The sequence below is a fragment of the Paraburkholderia sp. RAU6.4a genome (assembly GCF_050435625.1).
GTDB lineage: Bacteria > Pseudomonadota > Gammaproteobacteria > Burkholderiales > Burkholderiaceae > Paraburkholderia > Paraburkholderia tuberum.
Genome location: NZ_JBNDKQ010000003.1, coordinates 377,466 through 403,619 on the forward strand (window position 1 = coordinate 377,466; position 26,154 = coordinate 403,619).

General features: G+C 65.5%; 17 protein-coding genes and 1 pseudogene. 9 read left to right on the forward strand and 9 right to left on the reverse strand.

What is annotated here, in order from left to right; translation table 11 throughout:
* Positions 1-3 precede the first annotated feature (3 nt).
* Positions 4-804, forward strand: a complete 801-nt coding sequence (locus OKW40_RS26230) for a glycosyltransferase family 2 protein (RefSeq protein WP_221309323.1) — start codon at positions 4-6, stop codon at positions 802-804.
* On the opposite strand, the gene OKW40_RS26235 is transcribed toward OKW40_RS26230, so the two are convergent.
* The 3 genes from OKW40_RS26235 to OKW40_RS26245 all read right to left on the reverse strand — a co-directional run bounded on the left by OKW40_RS26235 (position 801) and on the right by OKW40_RS26245 (position 8,034).
* A complete protein-coding gene (locus OKW40_RS26235) occupies positions 801-5,360 on the reverse strand; it encodes a beta strand repeat-containing protein (protein WP_429492434.1) in 4,560 nt (1,519 codons plus the stop codon). The genes OKW40_RS26230 and OKW40_RS26235 overlap by 4 nt on opposite strands.
* Before the next feature lie 86 nt (positions 5,361-5,446).
* Positions 5,447-7,120: a ShlB/FhaC/HecB family hemolysin secretion/activation protein gene (locus OKW40_RS26240; protein WP_429492436.1), complete on the reverse strand. Its 1,674-nt coding sequence runs from the start codon at positions 7,118-7,120 to the stop codon at positions 5,447-5,449.
* Between the two features lie 20 nt (positions 7,121-7,140).
* Positions 7,141-8,034, reverse strand: a complete 894-nt coding sequence (locus tag OKW40_RS26245; protein ID WP_429492438.1) for a CHAT domain-containing protein — start codon at positions 8,032-8,034, stop codon at positions 7,141-7,143.
* Between the two features lie 310 nt (positions 8,035-8,344).
* Between OKW40_RS26245 and OKW40_RS26250 the strand changes: the two genes are divergently transcribed.
* From OKW40_RS26250 to OKW40_RS26265, 4 genes are all read left to right on the forward strand, one after another.
* Complete coding sequence (locus OKW40_RS26250) at positions 8,345-9,388, forward strand: hypothetical protein (RefSeq protein ID WP_429492439.1); 1,044 nt, start codon at positions 8,345-8,347, stop codon at positions 9,386-9,388.
* Positions 9,389-9,683: 295 nt separating this feature from the next.
* On the forward strand, positions 9,684-11,669 hold the full coding sequence (locus OKW40_RS26255; protein ID WP_429492441.1) for a protein kinase domain-containing protein: 1,986 nt from the start codon (positions 9,684-9,686) through the stop codon (positions 11,667-11,669).
* A gap of 37 nt (positions 11,670-11,706) precedes the next feature.
* Complete coding sequence (mltA, locus tag OKW40_RS26260; RefSeq protein ID WP_429492443.1) at positions 11,707-13,359, forward strand: murein transglycosylase A; 1,653 nt, start codon at positions 11,707-11,709, stop codon at positions 13,357-13,359.
* Between the two features lie 86 nt (positions 13,360-13,445).
* Positions 13,446-14,039 carry a ParB-like protein gene (locus OKW40_RS26265; RefSeq protein ID WP_018423007.1) on the forward strand — a complete coding sequence of 198 codons (594 nt, stop codon included), beginning with the start codon at positions 13,446-13,448 and terminating at the stop codon, positions 14,037-14,039.
* Between the two features lie 199 nt (positions 14,040-14,238).
* Here OKW40_RS26265 and OKW40_RS26270 read toward each other — a convergent pair.
* Together OKW40_RS26270 and OKW40_RS26275 are read right to left on the reverse strand one after the other, a co-directional pair.
* Positions 14,239-14,673 (reverse strand): annotated as a pseudogene (locus OKW40_RS26270) (type VI secretion system baseplate subunit TssG); the annotation flags it as partial.
* Between the two features lie 722 nt (positions 14,674-15,395).
* Complete coding sequence (locus OKW40_RS26275; RefSeq protein ID WP_429492445.1) at positions 15,396-15,692, reverse strand: hypothetical protein; 297 nt, start codon at positions 15,690-15,692, stop codon at positions 15,396-15,398.
* A gap of 850 nt (positions 15,693-16,542) precedes the next feature.
* On the opposite strand from OKW40_RS26275, the gene OKW40_RS26280 reads away from it, so the two are divergent.
* From OKW40_RS26280 to OKW40_RS26290, 3 genes are all read left to right on the forward strand, one after another.
* Positions 16,543-17,757 (forward strand): cation:proton antiporter, encoded by a 1,215-nt coding sequence (locus tag OKW40_RS26280; protein WP_429492447.1) that lies wholly within the window; start codon positions 16,543-16,545, stop codon positions 17,755-17,757.
* A gap of 410 nt (positions 17,758-18,167) precedes the next feature.
* Positions 18,168-18,446: a DUF1488 family protein gene (locus tag OKW40_RS26285; protein ID WP_018423012.1), complete on the forward strand. Its 279-nt coding sequence runs from the start codon at positions 18,168-18,170 to the stop codon at positions 18,444-18,446.
* Between the two features lie 17 nt (positions 18,447-18,463).
* The gene (locus OKW40_RS26290; protein WP_184064717.1) at positions 18,464-19,255 is read left to right on the forward strand and encodes a phosphate/phosphite/phosphonate ABC transporter substrate-binding protein; all 792 of its coding nucleotides are present in this window, start codon (positions 18,464-18,466) and stop codon (positions 19,253-19,255) included.
* Between the two features lie 33 nt (positions 19,256-19,288).
* Here the strand turns inward: OKW40_RS26290 and OKW40_RS26295 are convergent, their stop codons facing one another.
* The 4 genes from OKW40_RS26295 to OKW40_RS26310 are packed head-to-tail and all read right to left on the reverse strand — an operon-like array spanning position 19,289 to position 25,087.
* Positions 19,289-21,358: an acetyl/propionyl/methylcrotonyl-CoA carboxylase subunit alpha gene (locus tag OKW40_RS26295; protein WP_429492448.1), complete on the reverse strand. Its 2,070-nt coding sequence runs from the start codon at positions 21,356-21,358 to the stop codon at positions 19,289-19,291.
* A 52-nt stretch (positions 21,359-21,410) separates the two neighbouring features.
* Positions 21,411-22,196 (reverse strand): enoyl-CoA hydratase/isomerase family protein, encoded by a 786-nt coding sequence (locus OKW40_RS26300; RefSeq protein ID WP_429492450.1) that lies wholly within the window; start codon positions 22,194-22,196, stop codon positions 21,411-21,413.
* Positions 22,197-22,245: 49 nt separating this feature from the next.
* Entirely contained in the window at positions 22,246-23,853 is a 1,608-nt protein-coding gene (locus OKW40_RS26305) for a carboxyl transferase domain-containing protein (protein ID WP_184054650.1), read from the reverse strand.
* 52 nt (positions 23,854-23,905) lie between these two features.
* Positions 23,906-25,087 (reverse strand): isovaleryl-CoA dehydrogenase, encoded by a 1,182-nt coding sequence (locus OKW40_RS26310; protein WP_429492452.1) that lies wholly within the window; start codon positions 25,085-25,087, stop codon positions 23,906-23,908.
* Positions 25,088-25,334: 247 nt separating this feature from the next.
* On the opposite strand from OKW40_RS26310, the gene OKW40_RS26315 reads away from it, so the two are divergent.
* The gene (locus OKW40_RS26315; protein ID WP_187610721.1) at positions 25,335-26,117 is read left to right on the forward strand and encodes a TetR/AcrR family transcriptional regulator; all 783 of its coding nucleotides are present in this window, start codon (positions 25,335-25,337) and stop codon (positions 26,115-26,117) included.
* Positions 26,118-26,154 lie beyond the last annotated feature (37 nt).

Consider the following 26,154-nt stretch of genomic DNA (forward strand, 5'->3'; position numbering starts at 1 on the left):
ATCATGCCGATCTCGATCATCATTCCCTGTCTGCAGATGGCGGCAACGCTTGGCCGCGCACTGGAAAGCTGCCTGATCCAGCCGGAGGCCGCGCAAATCATCGTCGTCGACGATGGCTCGACCGATGCTTCGATCGAACTCGCGCAACATTACGGCCGCCTCGACGCGCGCGTGGAAGTACTGCGCATGTACGTGAATGGCGGCGTCGCCGCCGCGCGCAACTGGGCCGCGATGCACGCGACCGAGGATCTGCTCGGATTCATCGACGCCGACGACGAATATCTGCCCGGCGCGCTGGCCGCGGCGAGTGGCTATCTGCAGCGTTGTCCGGGCGAGGCATCGGTGCGGCTCGATGTCGACTATGCGGGCTTTCCGCGCGCGATCGTCGAGCATCCCGATTTCGAAAAGTACGCGGCAATCCTCAGCAACACCGTGCCGAGCAGTCTCGTGATCCGGCGGGCGGTGTATCGCGCGCTGGGCGGGTTTCCGCTCGACGCGTTCTTTCGTCGCGTCGGCGGTGAAGACGGCGCGTTTTCGTGGGCATTGAGCAGGCTGTTCGGCAACCGGCGGCTGATCGACGCGAAGCGGGTGCGCCAGCATTACCACCCGGCCATCCACGCTGAACGATTCTTCCGGATTCACCTCGGGATGGAGCAGCCCGTCCATCAGGAGGTCGTCGAAGCATGGCGGCGCTCGCAACGGTTCGTCGCGAGCGCCGAGGCCGCCATCGCGCAACTGCGCGCGCTGCATTCGCCCGCAGGCGCCGCGCCACCCGTCCCGCCCGCTTCGCCTGGCTCCCGCTAGAAGTCACCGCAGCCGTGCTGGGTGTTCGTCAGCAGGCAGCTATTCAGGTTCGGCTGCGAACGCACCCGCTTCCATTCGACCGCGAGGATGTCCTGTTTCTCGCCAGGCGGCGTCGTGCTGAAGAGCGGCTGGTTCGAGCCGATGCAGATGTTGGTGCCCTGCAGATTGTTTTCGTAGACGAACGTCTGCTCCTGGCTGCTGAAAAACGTCTGCAGACCGCTTTGCGCGACCGGATTGGGGATCGGGCCCTGCGGGTTCGAGATCGTGCTCTGAAACGGAATCACCGTCAGCGTGCCCGGCACTTCGTTGACGATATAGCCCACGCTGGACGTGAAGTTGGGGTCGATCGGATAGCCGCCCGCCGGTGAAGTCAGAGTGGCCGTGGTCGTCTCCGAGCCGCTCAACGTGCCCGCGGCGGTATCGCCGTTGATCAGACCGGCCGTCGTGTAGGTGAACGCCGGGTTCGGCGCCCCAACGTAGCGCGTCGCGCCATCCGCGTTGACCGTGACCGTCGGCCGTGCGACATAGACGAAATGATTGCCGGTGGTGGGCACCGTGCCGCCCCAACTACAGCCCGAGCCAAACAGGCAGCCGTAGAAATTGGGCTGCGCGGTGTTCGGCTGCACGCTGCCGCGTGTCCCGCCGTTCCAGGTGCTGGCCCAGACTCGCCATGCGTTGCCGGCGCCAAGTGTGCCGGAGTTCGCATCGACGAACACGCCGTTCTCCATCACCAGATCGATCGAGCCGCCCGCGCTCAGATTCGTATTCGGAGCCGTCGCGGACGGCGTGCTCGCGCCCAGCCCGATATTGCCGGTCGTAGCGGTCGCGACGAGGCTGCCGGTCAGCGTGGAGTTCGTCACGCTCATCGGGCTCAACTGGCTCGCGGCGGAGTCGAACGTCTGGCTCGTCAGCGGGCCAATCACGAAGCCATGCGAGTTCGAGAAGTCGACGCTCCCCGCCTTGGCCATCGCCAGCACGCCGACGTCGTTTTGCGGATCGGTCAGCGTGAAGGTGCCGGGGCCGGCGAGAATCAGCCCCGCGGCCTGGATGCCGCCGGGGTCCGTGACGGGACCCGCCGACAGCAGCATCAAGGTCTGGCCCGGAGTCGAGATGCCGTAGGTCAGCGCGATCCCTTGACTGCCCGCGCCCGGGTTGGACAGCGTGAGATTGTTCGCGAAGCCCGGACGTGTCGGCACGCAAGTCGAGCCGCCCGATACGCACTGTCCGCCGACGGTGATCCGCCCGGTTTGCGTGCTGGACCCGAGCACGATGCTGGGAATCGACGCGAAGGTCGAGAAAGTCGGGGCGTCGATGCTGAGACCGCCGCCCGTGCCGAGCAGCGTGATCGGCGTCGCGTTCTGAGCGGTGATCGTAAAGCTCGACGGGTCCACCGACGCCGGCATGATCGACAGCACGCCGCCCGGCGACGACAGCGTCGCCTGCGTGATGGCGAGGCTGCTCGCCGTGCCGTCGTTGAATGCGCGCAACACGATCGAAGCGGGATTCGTCGTCGAGATCGTCACGTTGTCGGCGGTGGCATTGGCGACCGCACTCGTCACGCTGCCGCCGGTGACAATGGAGGTCGGATTGATCAGCCCAAACTCGCTCTGCTCGGTCTCGGGCACCGCAAGGCCGATCGCGACGCCCGGATCGGATGTCGTGGTCGAACCGGCAATGCCGATCGTGGTGGTACGCGTCCCGGTCGCGCTGATCGCGCCATTGGCGATCAGCACGCCATAGTCGTTCTGCTGGTTCGGACTGCTGCCTGCCGGGCCGCTCACTGCGCCGCGGATATCGATCGCCCCGCCGTTGGTCGACGTGATCGTCGTGCCGTCGGTGATCAGCACACCCTGCACGAACGGACCGGTGCCGTTGCCGAACAGGCTCACCGTGCCCGTGCCGGTCGTCACCGATACGGGGGCTGTCTGGATGCAGTCCACGCATAGCGTGTTCTCGAACATCAGCCCGATCACCGAGTCGCCGTTGACCGCGGCTCCCACGCTTTGTCCGGTGAACTTGAGGTTGCCGCTCGTCGACTGGACCGACGACCCATGCATGTCGAGGCCGATGCTGACGTTCATGTTCGACGACACGCTGCCGGCGGCGGAAATGTCGCCGCTGCCGGTGCTCAACGTGGTGCCATAAAAATAGACGCCGTCCGCGAAGGTGCCGCCGGCGGCGGTGCCGGTGACATTGCCCGTCACGCCGATCGAGCCGGTCGTGTTGGAGATCGTGGTGTTCTGAATCTCGACGCCGAAGCCCCCTTGCGCGCTTTGCGTCACGCTACCGTTGACCGCGATCGCGCCGCCCGAACTGCTGAGCCCGGGCTGCAGCGCGGGACCCTCGCCCACTGTGGCGCCGCCGGTCAAGAACACGCCCATCGCGCTGCTGCCAGAAGAACTGCCGTTCACGCTCAGTGCCCCGCTCGTCGTGCTGGCTGAAGTGCCGGATAGAAGCACGCCGATGCCCTGATCCTCGATATTCGAACTGCCGGCGCCGCTGATGGTGAGCGCGCCGCTGCCGGTTTGAATCGTATTGTCACCTTGCGCGATCACGCCGTCGTTGCCTCCGCCGCCGGCGGTAGCCGTGCCGGTGATGCGAAGCGCGCCGCTCGTCGTCGAGAGCGAGCTGGTGCCGGTGATCGCCACACCATTGGCGTTCGGGCCCAGCGCGACACCCGACAGCGAGAACACGCCGCCCTCCGTGGAAATGGTCGACGAGTCGATGAAAATGCCCGACGACAACGTGATCAGATAGCCAATCGCCACGCCATTGATCGGGAACGTGCCGGTGACCGTCAGATCGCCGCCCGCGGTGTCGATGTTCGAGTTCTGGATCAGGACCGGGCTCGCGCCACCGCTTCCCAACGTCACGCTGCCGCCGTTGGTCTTCACCGTGACGCCCTGGAACGAGACCAGACTGAGCGGACTCGTGCCGCCCACGTTCGCATCGAATACGAGGCTGAGCGGCCCCGCGCTCGACGTGATGGTGTTGTTGACCAGCACCGATCCCGTCGCGCTCAGCTTCAGCGTGGCGGGAAGCGTGCCGGTCGTGAGGTTGAGCGGCGCGTCGACGACGATGTCGCCCGCGCCGAAGTTGGGATCGGTCCCTGTCAGTACTGTCACCGACGTGCCGAGGCTCAGCGGACCGGTAAGCGCCGTGTTCAGGATGAACGTGCTGCCCGTGATCGGCCCGAACGTCATGGTGTTCGAATCGGTTGCGGTCTGCGTCGGGACCGGCGCGGCGGTGACATCCGGCACCTGCGTCACGATGTCGACCTCGAACGGATCGAGCAGCCACCTGCCGCCCTGCCCCTTCGCCGCCGATGCGTCGACGCTCATGCCGGTCGTGTCGAGCGTGTGGCCGGACGTTTCGATCAAGCCGCCGTCGCCGCCCTGCGGCCCGCCCTTCGCGGTCAACGTGCCGTAAATGCGGCTGGCCGTTTCACTGTAAGCCACGACGTTGCCGCCATTGCCGTCGACGAGCGCATCCGCGTGGAGGCTGGCGGTCGGCGACATCCAGATCGCATTGGCATTGCGAACGGAGGGGTCCGCACCCGCCGGGCCGCCGCCGAAGTGGACGGTTCCGCCGCCCGCGGCGCCGCTCGCATCGACGTACGCTCCGGCCAGCAGCGCCACGTCGTAGCCGGTCACGTCGATCCTGCCGCCGGTTTGCCCCGCGCCGCCGCTGGCGTCGAGCGTCCCGCTCACCTGTGTCACGCCGTTCGTGCCGCCGTCGAGCAGAATGCGGCCGTCGTGTTCGCTCAGGCTCTGTGCGCGCACGATGCCTTGCTGGTTGATGACGGTGCCCGCCAGCGCGTCGGCCGTCTGTGCGCTCATCACCACGGTGCCGCCGTCGGCGGCCAGCGTGCCGGTATTGCCGATCAGCGCGTGCGCCGCGCCCTGGTTGATCTTCAGGGTGGTCAAACCGTCGCCGGCAAAGTCGACGGTGATGTCGTTGCCCGCGCCCAGCGCGACGCTGCCCAGTTTTGCGCTGACCGTGCCGCTATTGCTGACCGTGCCGCCGAGCAACGCGATGGTGCCGCCCGCGGCGGCCGTCAGCGACCCCGCGTTGCTGAGCGCCGCCGCGGACGCGCCAACGAAATGGAAGTTGCCGGCGAGGAAATCGGCATTGGAGATATTGAGTGTCGAGGCGATCATCGACCCCACGTTCACCGATGATCCCGGCGCAAAGATCACCCCCGCCGGATTGACGAGAAACACCTTGCCGTTGGCCTGCAGGCGTCCGGCGATCACGCTGGGATCGTTGCCCGTCACGCGGTTGAGCAGCGCGGCGGAAGCCGACGGCTGCGAGATCCTGACCGCTTCGCCGCTACCGATCGAAAACGTGTTCCAGTTGACGATCGCATTGGACGAGCCCTGCGTGATGTGCATCTGTCCCGCGCCCGGCGAGTTGATGCTGACCGTGCCGGCCACCACCTGGGCGCCGGTCGGATTCGCGAGCACGAGCGGTATATACGACGCCGCGAACAACGCGGCGACCGCGCCGGCGATCGTGCTCACATGCCCCGGTCGCACATTGCATCGCTTGTTCATCGCACACCTCGGCACAGATTGCTGCTGCTTGTCGTTGCGTTTCGTTTCGTCTCGTTTCGTTGCGTCTCGTTGCGTTTGGCTGCCTGCTAGAACGTCTTGGTCAGTTGCACATAAAAGCGCGGCAGCCTGTCGTTGCCGGTCGTATCGGGCCCGGTCGTGCGCCATGCGACCGTGCCCTGCAGCGCAATGCCGCCCGGCGCGGCCCAGAACGCGCCGAGACCCGCGCCACTGCGCGTGATCACGTTCGACCCTTGGCCCGGACGCGGCGTGGCGTTGTACCACCCGGTACCGAAGTCGAAGAACGTGAACACGGTCGCCCGCGCATCGATCGCGAAGCGCCCTTCGAGGGTGGCGACGAACCCCTCGTCGACCAGTGCCTCGGACGGCGAATAAGCGCGCACCGCGTGCGGGCCGCCGAGCAGGAAGCGCGACGAACTGTCGAGCGTGGTTCCGGCCCACTGGCCAGACACGCCGGCGAATACGCTGAGCCGCTCGGTGATCGCGTTCAGGCGGTTGGCGAAGAAAGTGGCGCGCACTTCGGTGCCTTGCGTGTCGCGCCCGAGCGGCGAGGCGTCGAGCGCCTCGGCTTGCGCGTTGCGGAAATGCAGACTGCCAATCAACAACTCGACATCCGCGCTATTGAAGCCGCCGCCGAACAGCGCGTCGCGACTTTCATAGCTCAGGCCGATACTGCCCTCCACCAGCGATCTGGGATTGTGTTGATCGACGATGCCGACGTTGTCGATCAGGTCGCGATACTCCAGATTGACACGCCCCAACAGGCTCTGATTGCGGGTGCGCACGAGCGGATGCGTGAGCGTGAAGTCCACCACGGTCGCCTCGCCCTGCGCATCGAGCGACGCGAATTCCTGGCCGAGCGCATAGTTGAGCCGCGACACCGCGACCCCGACGCGCGTACCTTGCGCATTGATCGGCGCTTCGTAGCCGACGCGCCCGTAAAGGGTGTCGCCGCGTTCGCTGCCGAGCAGCCGCAGGTCCAGGTTGTCGCCGATCATGAACGGCGAGTTCAGGCGCGCGAGCGCACCGAGCCGCCAGGTACCGCTGGACTCCGCGCCGAAGTTGTCGACATCGAGCGCAAAGGTCCAGCGTTTGGCCGGCGCGACGCTGACGGTCAGATCGACCGTGCCCGGCTCCTCGCCCGCTTCGATTGCCGAGGAGACCTGAATACCCGGCAGATCGGACAGCAGCAGCATGGTCCGTTCGAGTTCGTGCTGCTGCAGCGGCTTGCCCAACGGAATCTGCGCGACCCGCGCGCGCAACAGATCTTCGCGGATCGGCGTGCCGGCCGCGATGTCGAGCCGCACATGGCCGACGCGCCCTTCGAGCACGCTCATTTCGACGTTGCCGGATGTGACGTCCTGCGGCGGGATCACCACCTGGGCGAGCAGATAGCCGTGATCGCGATAAATCTGCGTGATGCGCGCGGCAATCTCTTCGAGCCCGGCAAAACTGGTTTGCTTGCCGAGCTTGTCCTGAACGGGCGCAAGCAGCGCGTCGCTGGCGATCGTGTCGTTGCCCTTCAACCTGATGCTCTTCAGCAGGAAGGTCGGGCCGGGCGCCGTCACGGGCGCCGCCGGCGGCGGCACGGCGGGTAACGCCTGGGTGCCGCCCGGCGGCGCCGGCCGGGTCTCGCGCGGCGCCGTCTGGTTCAGGATGCTGCCCGCGTTCGGCAGCGTCTGGCCCCACGCGAGCGCACTACTGCAGGACACCGCCGCGGCGATCAGTCGGAGTCTGTTCATCGGTCTAGGGTTTGTTTGGTTCATCCCTGCTGCTGACGCGCGATGGTCAAACGCCAGCCACCCATCAGATCGAATGGCGCCCAGAAGAACGGATGCGCGAAGCGCGGCGTGTGCAGAACCGCCAGTTGCGCGGTGCGCATCGCGTCGATCGCGTCATGGCCTTGCGCGAGTTGCGCGTAGAAAGTGCGCATCGTCAGCGCGCTCGATTCGTCCGCGACTGGCCACATCGACACGATCAGGCTGGTGGCGCCGGCATAGAAGAACGCCCGCGTGAAGCCGAGAATTTCGTCGCCGCGCGCGATCCGCCCAAGCCCCGTCTCGCAGGCCGACAGCGTGACGAGCGAGACGTTGTTGAGCTTCAGGTTGTAGATGTCTTTGGCCAGCAGCGCGTCCGGGCCGTCGGCCGGCTGCGTCGCGGGCGCGAGCAGGATGCTCGAGTGCAACGGATCGATCGTGTCGGCCTGGGCGTGCGTCGCCACGTGCAACACGCGTCCGGCGGGCGCGTTGTCGCGAAAGCTCAGGCGCGTGGCATCGCTATGCAGAAACACCTCGTTGCGCGCGAACAGCGGCGCGATGCCCTGCACTTCCGCCTCGGCCCCTGGCAGCGCATAGGCAGGTGTGATGGTCGGATTGCCGAACGCGACCAGATCGCTCGCGATCTTCTGCTGGCGTTGCGCGAGTTGTACCGCGACGCTCGCCGATGGTTCGAGCGCGATCGCATGGCGTTCGATCAGAAAGCCGTCGGCATCGTGCAGCGCCTGAAACGGCAGATAGTGCAGCGCGCCGTGCGGCACGATGATGAGCCGCTCGTTCGCGCGCAAGCCGAGCGGCGCGATCAGCAACGCATCGAGCTTGTCGCCATAGGTCAGCGCGGCCGGTCGCCGGCGGACGATCGCATTGCGCAGGTCGGTCACGGCGGTCCTCCATGTCCGCGCGCGCAATCGGCAAGGTGTGGCCGGTCAGGCCATCGTTGCGCACCACCCAGACGATCAGCTCGTTGGGCAGGCTGTGAAATTCGACGATCGCCTCGTTGGGCCGGAGCGCGCCGCGCGTCGCGGCAAGACTCGGCACCTGCCCGTTCAATTGACGGTCGTCGACGCCGGCGTCGACGCGGTTGCGCACGACGTCGAGCAGCGCACGCGCCCGGCTGCGTTCGGACAGACTCCAGGCGCTCTCGTAGTCGCCGGCTTCGACCGTCAGCGCGATGGCCTCTTCGAATACCGTTTGCGTGTCGCCGAACAGTGCCGTCTTGAACTCGTCGCTGCGAAACCGCGCGCGGATTTTCTCGGAGTCGTCGACGGCCAGCAGGTAGGCTTCGCGCGCATGCGGCTTGTCGCCGAGCGCGAGGTCGGCGCGGCCGATTCCTTCGTGGGCCCACAGGCGGTCGTAGTTGGCGTCGCTGGAATTGCCGCTTTGGCTCAACAGCGCTTCGAACGCGTGTTTCGCATCCTCGGGCTTGCCTTCGGCCAGCAGCAGATTGCCTTCGATGCGCCTGTAGGCGGGCGCGAGTTCCGCGGTGGCCGGTGCGCCGACGGCATCGAAGGTTTGGCGCGCGCCAGGCGTATCGCCCTCGGCGAGCTGCGCGTTGATGATCGACATCAGCACCAGCGGTTTGTAACGCGGCGAGGCGGTCGTGAGCGCGTCTTCGTAGGCGGCCAGCGCCTGCTGCGGCTTGCCCCGGCGCAACGCGACATCGCCGAGCACCTTGTTGGCCGGAGCAAAGACCTGCTCGGGCGCCTTCGGCGTCGAAGCGAGCGCATCGCGGGCGTAGCGTTCGGCGTTGTCGAGGTCGCCGGCATAGCTGTAGGCGATCGCGAGATCGCGTTTGGACAGGGCCGCCAGATCCGCATTGTTGGTCTGCCCGGCCACCACCAGGGCGCGCGCCGCGGCATCGACGCTGTCGCGGAAGTCGCCGCGCTCGGCAGCCGCGACGGACATGCTGCAATAGTCGTAGGCAGGGAGTTTGACGCGGTCTCGCGACAGCAGCAGACGTCCCTCGGACGTCAACGTGTTGATCGTTTCGGCGTCGCGCTCGCGTTCATCGGCCTGACGAAAGCCGAACGACTCGGGCGCAAGGGCCACGGCGCTCGCGGGCCGCGCCGCGGCGGCGGACGTGCCAGCGGCCAGCGTATTGCCCGCCGCGCCCAGCAGCATCGAGCCCATGACGAGCGCGCCCGTGATCCACGCCGCGTCGATCCGGTGCGCCCATGCGACGACCGCGCGCCGCGAGTCGCGTCGCACGACGCGGTGTGCCATCCCGCTCGATAAGCCTTGGCGCTCGTTCACTTCAACTTCCTGCAAGAAGGCAAAAGGAAGCGGCTGGGATGGAATGCGCGTACAACCCGCAAGCTGCACGCAGCGGTTGACTAACACCATATAGACGAATCCGGCCGGCCGATTTTGAAACCGGCGGCCGCACGCGGACCATCGCTCAGGCACGCGCGCCCGCCTGATTTCAAAAAATGACCCGCTCGTTCGTCTTAAAGACGGACGCGCGTGCGCGTGAGGGTGGCGCTCGCGTGTGCCGGGCTCTGCCGTCGTACCCTCCAGGGAGCCAAAGCCGATGAGCAGCCCCGACGACAAAACCGTGATCGTGCAACGGGCGTCCGGACCGGACGGCCAGCAGAACCCCGCCGAAGCGGCGGACGCCGATCGCACAGTCGTCACGCGCCCCGCCGCGCAGGGTTCGAACGCGCAACATGCGCTGCCCGCCGGCACACGGCTCGGCGAGTTCGAGATCGTCGATCTGATTGGCGAAGGCGGCTTCGGTATCGTCTATCTCGCCTACGACACCCAGCTAGGACGTCACGTCGCGCTGAAGGAATACATTCCCGCTGCGCTGGCCTCGCGCGTCGGCGCGGCCGAAGTGTCGGTTCGCTCGGAACGTCATGAAGACACCTTTCGCGCCGGCCTGAAAAGCTTCATCAACGAGGCTCGGCTGCTCGCCCGCTTCGATCATCATTCGCTCGTCAAGGTGTACCGGTTCTGGGAGGCCAACGGCACCGCGTACATGGTGATGCCGTACTACGAGGGCGTGACGCTGCGCGACGGCTTGCGCCGCATGAGTGCCCCACCCGATGAAGCATGGCTGCGCGCCCTGCTCGCGCCGCTGCTCGAAGCGCTGGCGGTATTGCATGCGGCGCAGTGCTATCACCGGGACATCGCGCCGGACAACATCATGCTGCTCAAGGGCAGCGGCCGCCCCGTGCTGCTGGACTTCGGCGCGGCGCGGCGCGTGATCGGCGACATGACCCAGGCCTTGACGGTGATCCTGAAGCCCGGCTATGCGCCCGTCGAGCAATATGCCGAAGTGGCGGCCTTGAAACAGGGGCCGTGGACCGATGTGTACGCACTCGCCGCGGTCATCTATTTCGCGATTCAGGGCAAGATACCGCCGCCGTCGGTCGGCAGACTGATGAGCGACACGTATGTGCCGCTCGCCACGGCGGCGGCCGGCCGCTATAGCGAGCGGTTCCTGCGCGCGATCGACCATGCGCTCGCGGTCCGCCCCGAACAGCGCCCGCAAAGCGTTCAGGCGCTGGCGAACGAACTGGGCATTGCCATCGATACGCGTGATGACGCGGATGCGGCGATCGAACCCACGACTCGCGCTTCCGTCGAGACAGCGGGTACCAATGCGCCGCGAACAACGACGGCCGCGACAGTCGAGGCGAAGCGCAATGAGCCAGGCACAGCGGCCATTCCTGCGCCAGGCGGTAGTCAAAAGAAACGCACGGGCTTGATCGCAGCAGGTGCCGTTTGCGTCGTGGCGCTCGCGGCGGTCGGTACGTGGTTTGCCATGCGTTCGCCACCGGCCGCGAGCCCGGCTGTCACGGCAAGCACGGATGCGCGCGACACGGCTTCGCCGAAGCCGGCCGACACGGCTGCGCCGACGCCTGGCAATGCCGCTCAAAGCCCGGCAGCCGTTGCTGCTGTTGCCCCGGTTGCCCCGGTTGCCCCGGTTGCCCCGGTTGCTCCTGCCTCGCCCGCCACACCACCCGCGCAGGGCGACAACCTCGCGCCCTTCACCCCCGCGAGCGAACTCGAGCGAATCGTGACGCTGGCCGATCCATCGATTCAGATCACCGCCACACCGCGCAGCACGTCCGCCACGATCGGCAAGGATCATCTGCAGTTCAAACTCGATAGCAACCGCGCGGGCTACGTGTATGTGTTCATGGTCGATCCGGACGGTCAGTACCTGATGCTGTTTCCGAACGGGCTCGATCGCAACAACCGGATCGCCGCCGGTCAGACGCTGTCGTTGCCGCGCGCCAGCTGGCCGATGCTGGCGGGCAACCCGCCCGGTCCCAACCACTTTCTGACGCTGGTATCGACGACGCCGCGCGATTTTTCCGACGGTGGACTGAAGTCCGCGGCGCCGTTCCAGTCATTCCCCGCTGATGCCCAGCAGCAAGCGGCCGCGCGTCGCGGCCCGCGCTACTCGCCGTTCGCGGGCAAGCCGCGTTGCCCGGCAGGCACGGCGGATTGCGCCGGCGCGTTCGGCGCCGCCACGTTCACCATCGATGCCGTCAAGCCGACAGGCTAGCGCGCGCGACGTTCGCGATGGTCCGCAAGGAGGCCGCATGCAACGGGCTCGGCTTCTCCTGCTTGCGCTGACAGCCACGCTCGCGGCTTGCGCGAGCAACACGCCCGCGACCAGCGTCATCCTGGGGGACACGAGCCATACCGCGACATCGCCGGTCGAGCAGGCGGCGCCGACGGCGCAAGCATCGCCACCCGCGCCGCCGACGATGCCTGGGCCGACGCCGGCTCCCCTAACGACACACGCGACGGTCTCGGGCACGTCCACCGGCTCCAATAACCCGCGTCCCAAGGCTGCGTTGAGCGGCGGCTTCGCCACGCGCCACGCTTACTACGAGCCGATCGCTTTCGCCAACCTGCCCGGGTGGGACACGGACGACGTCACCGCGTCATGGGAAGCGTTTCGCCGCAGCTGCACCGTGCTCGGCGCGCGCAGCGGCTGGTCGGAACCGTGCAATGCCGCGCGAGCGGTGGACGTTGGCGACGTCGCGGCGATCCGGCGATTCTTCGAAACGTATTTCCACGCGTACCAGATCCGCAATCCCGACCGCTCGCTCGACGGTACGATGACCGGCTACTACGAGCCGCTGCTCAATGGCAGCCAGCAGTACGGCGGCGCCTATCTTTATCCGGTCTATGGCACGCCGGCCGACATGCTCTACCTCGACGCGCGGCGCCTGCCGGACCGCGCGCGAGGTGACGTGAGCGCGGCTCGCATCGATGGACGTAACGTGATCCCGCTCAGCGATACGACGAGTGGCGACCTCAAAGGCGTCTACGCGCTGGATCTGCGCGATAGCGTGCCGGATATCCGCGACAAGAAGATTCGCCTGCGGCTCGATGGCGGGCGCATCGTACCGTACTACACCCGCGCCGAGATCGAGCGCGGCGCACTGAAGGCGCCGATCCTCGCCTATGTCGACGACCCCGTGATGTTGTACTCGATGCAGCTGCAAGGCGCGGGCAAGGTCCGCATGAGCGACGGCTCGATTCGCCGCTTCGCCTATGCGGAACAGAACGGCCGGCCGTTCCTGCCGTCGCTCGCGCACAGCGGCAACGCGACGGCCGGCGCGCGCAAGCTCGTCGTGCGCGGCATGGAGATCGAGGTCGACATCAGCGACGACGGCGCGCCCGCTACGAGCAACGAAGTCAACGCGGCGCTCGCCGACGGTGACGATGGCGAACCCACGTCGCCGTTGCTACGCGGTTTCACCCTGGCGACGACCACGCCGAAACCTCATCCCGTGTATGCGGTTTCGGATCCGAGCTATGTGTTCTTTCGTGTGATCCCCGATTCACCGAACGGTCCGCTGGGCGCGTTGGGCGTGCCGCTGTCGGCGGGCCGCTCGGTGGCCGTCGATCCGCGCACCACGCCGCTCGGCGCGCCGGTATTCGTGTCCACGCGTGACGACCCTCAGGCACCCGGCGCGATCAACCGCCTGATGCTCGCGCAGGATTCGGGCGGTGCGATTCAGGGCGCCGTCAGAGCCGACTACTTCTACGGCTTCGGTCAAACCGCGCAGACCCAGGCGAGCCACACCAAAGAGCGGCTGCGCATGTGGGTGCTGCTGCCCAAGGGATTGCGCATCGCCGCGCAGCAGACGTCGTTGAAAACGCGCGGCGGCGGACCTGCCGCGTCTGATGCGGATTGTCTGGTCAGCGACCCGGTGCTGTGTGTGGACGATGCGCCGTAGACGTCTGGCGGAAAGTGGGCGACGCCTCGCCCTGGGGCATGAAATTTGCGGGAGCCGCGTCAACGCATCGAGACAAGGAGACTGACATGGACACGCGGCAAATCGAAGAGCTCCGTCCCACACAAATGACCCACGGCGCGCGGGAGGTCCGCGAAAAAGCCCGCCAATACCGGTCCCTGAGCAGCCATGACCTGGAGATGGCCATCGCCGAAAAGCCGATACCGGTCGTCTGCGGACCCAACGGCATACCGTTCGCGATCGATCATCACCATGTGGCGGCGGCGCTGTGGCAGGTGGGCGTGCGCGCGGTTCCGGTCGTGCTGGTGCGGGATCTTTCGTCGTACACGTGGGCGTCGTTCTGGCTCAGCATGGAAAACCAACGATGGACCTTTCCGTATGACGCGCAAGGCATGCGCCGGCCGTTTGCCGAATTGGCGGAGCACGTGTGGGAAATGAAGGACGATGAATACCGAAGCCTCGCGGCAGCGGTCCGCGATGCCGGCGGCTATGAAAAAACCAGTGTCCCGCTGGAAGAATTTCGCTGGGCCGACTTCTTTCGCGCGACGTTGCCGCGGCCCGATAGCGACGAGAAGTTCACAGCCTTGCTCAAGGAAGCCTTGAAGCTGGCCAGGAGCGACTCTGCATTGGGGCTACCGGGCTATCTCGGTCGCACGGATTGAGTCGGCGGCCCTCTTAATCGTGGGCCGCACTGCCCGCCGGCACTAGAAACTGATCCATCAACGAGATCTTCAACGGCTTGTCCGCATCGAGCTTCTTCTTCCCTATCACATACTTCCAACCATCCCCGCTACCCGGATTGCGATAGAACGCGACGACCGCCACATAGTTCGTGTCGGCCCGCATCGGCTGCGACAGGCTTGCCGACGCACCCGCGAGCCCTTCAGGTGTGCGCGTTCGCTGGATCAGCAGACCGAGCAGCGCGAGCATCCGCGAATCGGACAAGCCGGCGCGTTGCGGCATGTCGCCCCAGCGAAAGCCGGCGAGGCACAACAGATTGCGCGAATGCGCATCGCGGCCGCCCGCGCGAAAGCTTTCCGGATAGCGGTACTTCTTCCACGCCCGATACAGCAGCGTGACGAAACGATGATTGAACCGATCGAGAAAGGCCTCGACCGCTTCGTGCCCTTCCTCTCGCATCACGATCTCGTCGATCATGTGCGACGGCATCGCCGCGTCGACGCCGTAAAGACCCATGAACGTCGTGCGCACGGTCGGCGCCGCGGCATTGACCAGAGAATCCGGATCAGCAGCGAATTCGACTGCGGCGATCTCGCCCGCCGGAAAGCCTGTGCGCGCATGCTAGTCGAATCCGACGCTACGATTCAGATTTATTCGCGAATTCGCCGGTCGATTCGACCGCGACATTTGTTCACAGTTGCTCGGCGAGTAACTCGCTATAGTGGGCAAGGTCGATCACGGGTCCGATCGACCTTCCCAGACAGGCATTGAGTCTGTCCTTCGGCAGCCTCGATCACGCCTCGTGTTCGAGGCTTTTTTCCTTGCTGCCCCGTTAGCAAGCGATCACGTGGCCAGTGTGCCGTCCGCCGCATTCATGCGCGCGGGCCGTTCGTGAGGATCGGGACTATCGGTCTGAGTCGTCCCCGCCACGGAGACAATAACTGCAAACAGAAAGAATTTTAGAATAAGCATCATTTGTTCCGCTTGCTTTTTCACCCGCATTTGACACAGCCGACATAAATCGCGAGCTAAACATGCTCTTTTCGTGCGGATGTGGCAGTGCATTACCGAGCGCCCGCAATGTCGACTGACAAAAAAAATCCCGCACAGGGGGGCGGGATTAAAACAACAGGACGCTGAGGAGACGAGCATGCCCTGCCTGGAACCCACACGCACCGCGGGGATACACGTGGTTATTTCGACGCTCGCCACGACCGACAACCGTAGTCGACGGTCAACGATCGCGAGCGCTTTGAAATGCCGGGACCGCTTGGGCACCCCTGTGCGCGACCACGCCTGCCGCGTGGCACCGCGGCGCCGAGCGCCTCGTGTGGAACTCAGGCCGCCTTGCGCGCGAACCCGTCGCCCATCACGCTCACCACGTCGTCGACGACCCGAATGGCGGCCGCGAAACCAGCCGCCAGCACTTCCCGCAGATCGGTCGACGAACGACCGGGCACCGAAGCTACCCGGAAAGCGGTCGACCACTCGCCGCCGATCAGCCGCGTCTTCAACGTGACGCTCGCCACGTACGCGCGCCGCGCCGTGGCACTGCCGACACGGGTGGACATATCGGTCGCGCGCAACGCGTTGACCACGATGTCGAATCCCCGATAACGATAGGTTTGCTCCATGCTCTTCTCCGTCTTCACCCATTGCTACATAACAGCATTTCGCTATGTATCGATGCTGCATCATTCTCGACTCGCATTTGTCAACAATTGTCATATCCCGGGCAATTCCCGGTTAGGGCCTTCCCTGCTGTCGACCTGCCAATTCTGGCGTCAACGATGCTCAATGACGAGCAAAACAGTTTTACTGTGAGATTAGATATATGCTTTACAGATTTTGGAACAATAAATTACAAGGCTCCATGCAATGTGAAGTCATCGGACCGGCAAATTCGGATTACAGATTCATACCGTTTATTCAGATTCGATTGAATAGCCTTGACGAATCAAGCCCCGCGAACCATCTCGAAATTAAAAAGCTATATCCCAAAATAAAGACCGGAACTCCTCCGGCGCTTCAGTAGTCCGAACACTGCCATTGCCCATCGTGGCGCCCTCTGGCGAGCCTGGCTCCGCCCGGTTCGCCGTCATCCGCTCGTGGTCCAATAAAAAGCACGCTGCGTCTGACCGCATCGTCCGCTGCGTTTGAATAAAGCGTCCGTCCCGGTACGTCGCTCGATCGCCGGCGGCAAAGATCGTGTCATTACAGACCGCAGATCGCTTATCGGATTGAATGAGCCTGAATAAGGAATAGCTGGTGAAACATCTCGCTGGTTCAATATCGCAATTGTGTCGGCATTCTCTGCCTGCCTGTTTTATGCCTTGTCGCGCGAGTTACCTCGGTGCCACCCTGATCACGCGTTCGCGCCGCCGCGAAGCGGGAGAGCGTGCACGATGAGCGTCTTCCAGATTGCCGGTGCGCTGTTCGCCATCGTCGCGCTGTTCGGCGTCCTCAATTATCGATTCATCAGGTTTGCCCGACACGCTCGGCATCACCGCGGTCGGGCTCGTCGTCTGCGTCGGCATTTCTGCGCTCGGGTTCTACTATCCGGCGATGGCGATCGCCGCGCGCAAGATCGTCGTGCAGATCGATTTTGCCGACATCGTGTTTCACGGCCTGCTAAGTCTGCTGCTGTTCGCCGGCGCGCTGCACGTCGATCTGTCGAAGATGCGCACGCAGCGGCGCGCGGTGCTGATGCTCGCGACGATCGGCGTATTGATTTCGATCGCGGTGGTCGGCTTCGGCTTTTACTACGCGGCGCAATGGCTCGGCCAACCGGTGAGCCTGCCGTGGTGTCTCGTGTTCGGCGCGCTGATCTCGCCGACCGATCCGATCGCGGTACTCAGCGTGCTCAAGCGCGCGGCGGCGCCCGAAAGCCTCGAAACCAAGATTACCGGCGAATCGCTGTTCAACGACGGCACGGCCGTCGTCGCATTCGTCACGCTAGTCGGACTCGCGACCGGCGCGAACGAGTTTTCCGCGGGCGCGATCGCATTCGATCTGCTGCGCGAAGTCGCCGGAGCGCTCGTGCTCGGCGCGGCGCTCGGCTTCGGCGCGTCGCTGCTGCTGCGAGGTATCGACAGCTATCCAGTCGAAATCCTGATCACACTCGCGCTCGCGACCGGCGGCTATAGTCTCGCGGAAGCGCTGCACGTGTCAGCGCCTCTCGCGGTCGTGATCATGGGGCTCGTGATCGGCAATCACGGCGCGTCGACGTCGATGTCGGAGAAGACGCGCGAGCATCTGTTCAACTTCTGGGACCTGCTCGACGAGTTGCTCAATCTCGTGCTGTTCGGGCTGATCGGACTCGAAATCATTGCGCTGTCGCTGCGCGTCGAGATCGTTTGGCTCGGGCTCGCGGCGATTCCGGTCGTGCTGTTCGCGCGCGGCGTCAGCGTCGCGATTCCGCTGCTCGCGCTGCAGAACTTCCGGCGGCTCAGTCCGCATTCGGCTGTCGTGCTGACGTGGGGCGGACTGCGCGGCGGCATCTCGATTGCGCTCGCGCTGTCGCTGCCGGAGTTTCACGGACGCGAAATGTTCATCGGCGTCACGTATCTCGTCGTGGTATTCAGCCTGCTGATTCAGGCGACGACATTGGGCCCGCTGATCCGTCGGCTCAATATCCCGGCCGCTCACGCAACCCGGCCAGCCCCGCCGGACTCATCGCCTGCACAAAACGCGCGCTAATCGTAAAGTGGATACCTACGCCGATCTGCACCGCGAGGTTGGTGAGAAAATCCAGACACAGTCCGAGACCGGCGCGAGCGGCTCTCGCGTCGATTTCGAGATTGGATTGGAGCGCCCGATTTAAGCGTTTTCTGAGCAGTGCCGCCGCGATTCTGACCCGGGGCGGCCCACCAGCAGGCGAGACCGATGGCGAGTCGAACCGCCGCCGTCTCCCTCCGGCCACGGTTCACGCCGCGGTCCTGGCTCGGACTTCAACGAGTCCGCCGCCAGTTTCTGGCTTACTTTCCGCCAGTTTCCGGACCGTCGCGCCTGCCGCGGCCCGGGCATTTGGCCGTCAATGCCGGTTCTCCCACATACCTGGCAGGCGCGGTTTGTCATCCTGTCGATTCAGGCGTCCGAAGGAGTTCGCCATGTCGGTCTATGTCGATGAAGGGTTCCGGCCCTGTGTGACGGAATGCGCGACGGTCGCGTTCCGAGTGTGCTGCGACGATCGTGCGCAGATTTTTGAAGTCAGCGCCGACGCGCTGGTCGAGTTCTGTGGCGCCGTGAGCCGTCGCAAGCAGGACCTGTTGGTCGCGTTCGAGGATGCGCAGGACGAGATCCTCTCCGTAGCCGCGCAGCGATGGCAATTCACGCCGAGCGAGCCGGTGCGGCTCGGTCTCGACGAATTCAAATTGGTCAGACATTAGGCGCGAGAAACGCCTTCATGAGCTGGATCGCCGCCCTGCCGATGTACAACGTGACACCCGCGCTCGACCTCGAATGGCGCGAGTGGCTCGACGACGTGCTGCGCCGGGTCAAACCCGCGTGCCGCATCGTCGAACCGGACGAGGAACTGCACGGCTTCTGGCGGCGCCCGAATCTGCTGATTTCCCAGACCTGCGGTTATCCGCTGATGCAGGGGCTGCACGCGCAGGTGCAATTGGTCGCGACACCCTGTTTCGATGCGCCCGGCTGCGACGGCGCGCATTACTCGAGCGTACTGGTCACGCGCGCCGACGCGCGCTTCGACTCACTCGCCTCGTGCCGCGGCGCACGCGCCGCCTACAACCAGGACGATTCGAACAGCGGCATGAACGCATTTCGTCACGCGGTCGCACCGCTCGCGCGCGCCGGCATGTTCTTCGGCGCGGTGCTGCGCACGGGCTCGCATGTCGGCTCGCTGCGCGCGGTCGCGGACAATCGCGCGGACGTCACCGCGATCGACTGCGTGACCTTCGCCTTCGTTTGCGACGTGCTGCCGGAACTCGCGGGGCGCGTGCGCGCGATCGGCATGACCGCCGCCTCGCCGGGCTTGCCGCTGATCGCCGCGGCCAATGTGCCGCCGGCCACGATCGCCGCGTTGCGCGACGCGTTGAACGAGGCGCTGAGCGTCCGCCCCGAGCGCGCAAAACGCCTGCGTTTAAGGGGCTTTTCGACGTTGCCGCTGACCGACTACGCGCGCATCGGCGAGTTGGAAAGCGAAGCGCGCGCCGCGGGCTACGCGCGGCTCGCTTGATTCACCTACTCGCTCTTCTGCCACTCGACGCGCTTATTCACCCGCCTGCTGCACCTCCAGCACCAGCAGTTGCGCGCCGTCGGCGACCTGATCGCCGACCGCGTACAGCACCTCGGCGACCGTGCCCGCCGCCGGGGCGCCGATCGTATGCTCCATCTTCATCGCTTCCATCACGATCAGCGGCGCGCCCTTCTCGACCACCGCGCCTGGTTCGACCAGCACCGCAATCACTTTGCCCGGCATCGGCGCGGTCAGACGGCCTTCGCCGTGCTCGGCATCCGCGGCATGCGCGAGCAGGTTCTGCCATTCGAATGCGAGCGTCTCGCCATGGCAGAACACGTGGAACCTGTCGCCGTCGACGAATACACGCCCCGTCACGCGCGCATCGCCGATCGTCGCGCGGAATTCATGGGCGCCCGCGCCGACCGACCACGTGAAGTCCTCGCGCACGCCGTCGTGTTCGAGTGTTTGCACGAGCTCTTGCGTGTCCCCACTGCGCGCGAAAACGACAGTGAACGCGTCGGGGCTGTCGTCGTTGGCGCCGTCGTCGATCACGCGCCAGCCGAGCGTTTGCGTGTAGCCGCTATTGAGCCGCCAGTGCGACAACGCGTCCCACGGCGACGCGCCGTGCGCGGTGCCGCCCTCGCGCGTCAACAATGCGGCGCACGCGAGCGCGAGCGCTTCCTTGAACGGCTTCTGTGCCGGCGCGAACAGCACGTCGTGATGACGCTCGATCAAACCGGTGTCGAGCTCGCCGCTCGCGAACGGCTCGCTCGCGACGATGCGCCGCAGAAACTCGACGTTCGTATGCGGCCCGACCACCTCGCAGGCATGCAGCGCACGCGCGAGGCGCGCCAATGCCTCCTCGCGCGTCGCGCCGTGCACGATCAGCTTGGCGATCATCGGATCGTAGAACGGCGTGATCGTGTCACCCTCGCGCACGCCGCTGTCGATACGCACCGGCGCCTTGCGGCCCGGCTCGCCGAGCCCGGCCGCGTCGATCGCGAACTCGACGCCTTCGGGCATGCGCAGATGCTTGAGCGTGCCGGTGGACGGCAGAAAGCCGCGCGCCGGATGCTCTGCGTAGATGCGCGCCTCGATCGCGTGGCCGTCGAGCTTCAACTGCTGCTGGGTGAGCGGCAAACTCTCGCCCGCGGCAACGCGCAACTGCCATTCGACGAGGTCCTGCCCCGTCACCATCTCGGTGACGGGATGCTCGACCTGCAGCCGCGTGTTCATCTCCATGAAATAGAACTCGCCGGTCGGCGTCATGATGAACTCGACCGTACCCGCGCCAACGTAGTTGACCGCGCGCGCGGCGGCCACGGCCGCTTCGCCCATCGCGCGCTTGACCTCGGCCGGGAGCCCCGGCGCGGGCGCTTCCTCGAGCACTTTCTGATGACGCCGCTGCACCGAACAGTCGCGGTCGAACAGATAAACGGCGCCGCCGTGCTGATCGGCGAACACCTGGACCTCGACGTGACGCGGCCGGGTCAGATACTTCTCGATCAGCACGCGATCGTTGCCGAAGCTGCTCGCCGCCTCTCGCTTGCACGACAGCAGCGCGGCCGCGAAGTCCGCGCTGCGCTCGACCACGCGCATGCCCTTGCCGCCGCCGCCCGCGCTCGCCTTCAGCAGCACCGGATAGCCGATCGTGTCCGCCTCGCGCTGCAACAGCTGCGGCTCCTGGTCGTCGCCGTGATAGCCGGGCACGAGCGGCACCGCGGCCGCGTGCATCAGCGCTTTCGCGGCGGCCTTCGAGCCCATCGCGGCAATCGCTTCGACCGGCGGTCCGATAAAGACGATGCCGGCCGCCTCGCACGCATGCGCGAAGTCTTCGTTTTCCGAAAGAAAGCCGTAGCCCGGATGCACGGCCTGCGCGCCGGTCGCGCGCGCGGCTTCGATGATCCGCTCGATGCGCAGATAGCTTTGCCCCGCCGTCGAACCGCCGATATGCACCGCTTCGTCGCAGGCGGCGACGTGTTTCGCGTTGGCGTCGGCGTCCGAATAGACGGCCACGCTCGCGATGCCGAGCCGCTTGCAGGTCGCCGCGACGCGGCACGCAATTTCACCCCGGTTGGCGATCAGGATCTTGTTGAACATGAGTGTCTCGATGAAATGGGCGGTACGGGGCGATGCTTGTTAGCGAAGCATGTCAGTTGCGCCAGCCCGGCGTGCGCTTTTCGAGGAACGACGCCACGCCTTCGCGGCCCTCTGCGCCGGCTCGCGTTTTCGCAATCCGCACGGCGGTGTCCTCGATCAGCGCGTCGCTCAACTCGCGGCCCGCGATGTCCTGCACGAGCCGCTTGCAGGCGCGCACCGCTTGCGGGCCGTTCGCGCACAGCGTCTGCGCGAGCTGCGCGACCGTTGCATCGAGCTGCTCGGCGCTCACCGCTTCGCTGACCAATCCCAGCCGCAACGCGGTCGCGCAGTCGAACGCCTCGGCGGTGAGGAAGTAGCGCCGCGACGCCTGCTCGCCGAGCGCACGAATCACGTATGGCGCGATCGTCGCGGGAATCAGCCCGAGCCGCGCCTCGGACAGGCAGAAGTGCGCGCTTTCGACCGCGACGACGATGTCGCACGCGGCAATCAGGCCCATGCCGCCCGCGTATGCGTCGCCGCTCACGCGCGCGATTACCGGCTTGTTGCAGCGATATACCGCCGACAGCATGCCGGCGAGCCGCATCGCATCGGCGCGGTTCTCGTCGTCCGAGTAGCCGGCCATTTTCTTCATCCAGTTCAGGTCGGCGCCCGCGCAGAACGCCTTGCCGTTCGCGGCGAGCACCACCGCGCGCACGTCGTCGCGCGTGTCGAGCGCGGTGAATGCGGCAGTCAGCTCGGCGATCATCGTTTCATTGAACGCGTTGCGCACGTCCGGACGATTGAGCGTGACCGTCGCGATCTGGCCGGCAAACTCGACCTTCAGCGTTTCGTATTGCATGCGTAGCACTCCTTTGCCTTACGCGGTCGCATCGCGGTGACGTGGGCCATCACATTCTGAACACGCCGAAACGCGTGTCTTCGATCGGCGCGTTCATCGCCGCCGACAAACCCAGCCCAAGCACGTCGCGAGTTTGCGCGGGGTCGATCACGCCGTCGTCCCACAACCGCGCGCTCGCGTAGTACGGATGGCCCTGACGCTCGTATTGCTCGCGGATTGGCTGCTTGAACGCCTCTTCTTCCTCCGCGCTCCAGTTGCCGCCCTTCGCTTCGATGCCGTCGCGCTTGACGGTGGCGAGCACCGACGCGGCCTGCTCGCCGCCCATCACCGAGATGCGCGCGTTCGGCCACATCCACAGGAAGCGCGGCGAATACGCGCGGCCGCACATGCCGTAGTTGCCCGCGCCGAACGAGCCGCCGATGATCACCGTGAACTTCGGCACCTTAGCGGTCGCCACTGCGGTGACCATCTTCGCGCCGTTCCTCGCAATGCCTTCGTTTTCGTACTTGCGGCCGACCATGAAGCCGGTGATGTTCTGCAGGAACACGAGCGGAATCTTGCGCTGGCAGCACAGCTCGATGAAGTGGGTGCCCTTCAGCGCCGACTCGGAAAACAGAATGCCGTTGTTCGCGACGATGCCGACCGGGTGCCCCCAGATATGCGCGAAGCCCGTGACGAGCGTGGTGCCGTAGCGCGCCTTGAATTCGTCGAACGCGGAATCGTCGACGATACGCGCGATCACTTCGCGGATGTCGAACGGCTTGCGCGTGTCGACCGGAATCACGCCGTAGATGCTCTGGGTGTCGTAGCGCGGCGGCTTCGGCTCCTGCAATACGAGCGGCGCCGGCTTCACGCGGTTCAGATGGCCGACGATGCTGCGCGCGATCCCGAGCGCATGCGCATCGTTCTGCGCAAGATGATCGACGACGCCCGACAGACGCGTATGCACGTCGCCGCCGCCGAGATCTTCGGCGCTGACCACTTCGCCGGTCGCGGCCTTGACGAGCGGTGGGCCGCCGAGAAAAATCGTCCCCTGGTTCTTGACGATGATCGACTCGTCGCTCATCGCCGGCACATACGCGCCGCCCGCGGTGCACGAGCCCATCACGACCGCGATCTGCGGAATACCCGCGGCCGACAGATTCGCCTGGTTGTAGAAGATGCGGCCGAAGTGATCGCGATCGGGAAATACGTCGTCCTGATTCGGCAGATTCGCGCCACCCGAGTCGACGAGGTACACGCACGGCAAGCGGTTTTCGCTGGCGATTTCCTGCGCGCGCACGTGCTTCTTCACGGTGACCGGATAGTAGGTGCCGCCCTTCACGGTCGCGTCGTTGCAGACGATCACGCACTCCTGTCCCGCGATGCGGCCGATGCCGGTGATCACGCCGGCGCCCGGCGCGTCGTCGTTATACATGCCGTACGCGGCAAGTTGCGACAGTTCGAGAAACGGCGTGCCCGGATCGAGCAGTTGCGCGATCCGCTCGCGCGGCAGCAGCTTGCCGCGGCTCGTGTGCTTGTCGCGCGCGGCCTGGCCGCCGCCCTGCGCGAGTTGCTCGATCTTCGCGCGCAGATCGGCGACGAGCGCTTCGAGCGCCGCCGCGTTCGCGCGAAAGTCGTCCGAGCGTGGGTTCAGTTTCGATTCGATGATCGGCATGACGTCGCTTCTCCAGAGTGCGGCGTATTGAGGGGGCTCACGCGCGCTTGCATCACAGTGTTTCGGCAAACAGCTCCCGGCCGATCAGCATGCGACGAATTTCGCTCGTGCCCGCGCCAATTTCATAGAGCTTCGCATCGCGCCACAGACGACCGACCGGATACTCGTTGATATAGCCATTGCCGCCGAGAATCTGGATCGCCTCGCCAGCCATCCAGGTCGCCTTTTCGGCCGTGTACAGAATCACGCCCGCGCAGTCCTTGCGGAGCTGGCGCACATGGTCGTTGCCGAGCGTGTCGAGTTGGCGGCCCACCGCGTACAGATACGCGCGGCATGCCTGCAGCGTCGTGTACAGATCGGCGACCTTGCCCTGGATCAGTTGGAATTCGCCGATCGACTGGCCGAACTGCTTGCGGTCGTGGATATACGGCACGACCGCGTCCATCACCGCGACCATGATGCCGGTCGGGCCGCCCGCGAGCACCGCGCGTTCGTAGTCGAGACCGCTCATCAGCACGTTGACGCCGCCGTTCAATGCCCCAAGGATGTTTTCCTCCGGCACTTCGACGTCCTGGAACACCAGCTCGCCGGTGTGCGAGCCGCGCATGCCGAGCTTGTCGAGCTTCTGCGCGACCGAAAAACCCTTCATGCCCTTCTCGACGATGAACGCGGTAATGCCGCGCGAATTCGCTTCGGGATCGGTCTTTGCATAGACGACCAGGGTGTCGCAGTCGGGGCCGTTGGTGATCCACATCTTGGTGCCGTTCAGCACGTAACGATCGCCCTTCTTCTGGGCGCGCAGCTTCATGCTGACCACGTCCGAGCCCGCGTTCGGCTCGCTCATCGCGAGCGCGCCGACGTGCTCGCCCGACACGAGCTTCGGCAGATACTTGCGCTTCTGCGCGTCGGTGCCGTTGCGATGAATCTGGTTCACGCACAGGTTCGAATGCGCGCCGTACGACAGGCCAACCGATGCCGACGCACGCGAAATTTCCTCCATCGCGACCATGTGCGCGGTATAGCCCATGTTCGCGCCGCCGTACTCTTCGGAAACCGTCATGCCGAGCACGCCGAGGTCGCCGAACTTGCGCCACAGGTCCATCGGGAACTGATCGGTACGATCGATTTCCCCGGCGCGCGGCGCGATTTCTTTGGCGGCGAACGACGCAATGCTGTCGCGCAGCATTTCGATCTCTTCGCCGAGCGGGAACTGCAAACCGGGCAGATTGGGCATTGCGGTGTCTCCTGAGTTCGTGGGCGGCCGTTGGTGGAGCGCGAAGCGGCACGCGAAAGCATGTCAACGCGCATTTCACGCCAGATTGACGTATGCGTCAATAGGTATTTCTGAGTGTTACTCAGAAATTTACAAACCCGCATTAGCTGGCCGATTCGGTGCTACGATCGCGTTCATCGGGCATAGACGCAGCGTTCAAACGCCAGCTCGAGCCCCAATCCGCATCAAAAATCTGAATTTTACTCATATGACGGTTGCCGAGAAGGCCGGATTACCTGTCTCGCGTCGCCAGCCGGCCGGGCGCAAGTCGCAGCAGCGCGTGAAGGAGATTCTTCAGGCGGGGCGCGACGTGTTCTCCGAAAAGGGCTACGAACGCGCGACGACTGCGGAAATCGCGCAGCGCCTGGGCGTTTCCGAGGCGACGGTGTTCAGCTACTTTCGCGGCAAGCGCGAGTTGTGCGCTCGTGTCATCGGCGATTGGTACGACGAGATCATCGACGCGATCGAAGCGGGCCTGCCGCGCGACGGCAACGTGCGCCAGCAGTTCGCGTTCATCGTGCGCATGCATCTGCGGCTGATGCTCGTGAATGGCACCGATCTGTGCGCGCTGGTGCTGTCCGAAGGGCGCGCGCGGCATCACGAACTGAGCGAAGCGCTGACCGAACTGCAGCGCCGCTACACCGCGCCGTTGATGCGCGTGCTCGCGCAAGGCCAGCAAAGCGGCGAGATTCGCTCCGACATGCCGCTGCGCCTGTTGCGCTCGATGGTGTTCGGCCCGATGGAGCATGTGCTGTGGGACGCGACGCTGACGAACCGGCAGATCGATATCGACGCCACCGCCGATCAGCTGATCGACGTGCTGTGGGTCGCGCTGACGCCGCCCGACCTCGCGCTCGGCGCGTTGCAGCGCTTTCGCGTGGAAGTGGCCGCAGCGAGCCGTCGTTTCGACGAAGCCAGCGCCGCGGCCGGCGAAGGCAAGGCCGAGGCCCCCGGCCCGGCAAGCGCCGCGCGCCGCGAGAAAAGCGGCTAATCTACGAGCTTTCCCGCCGCAGCCCGAAGGAGAGCCC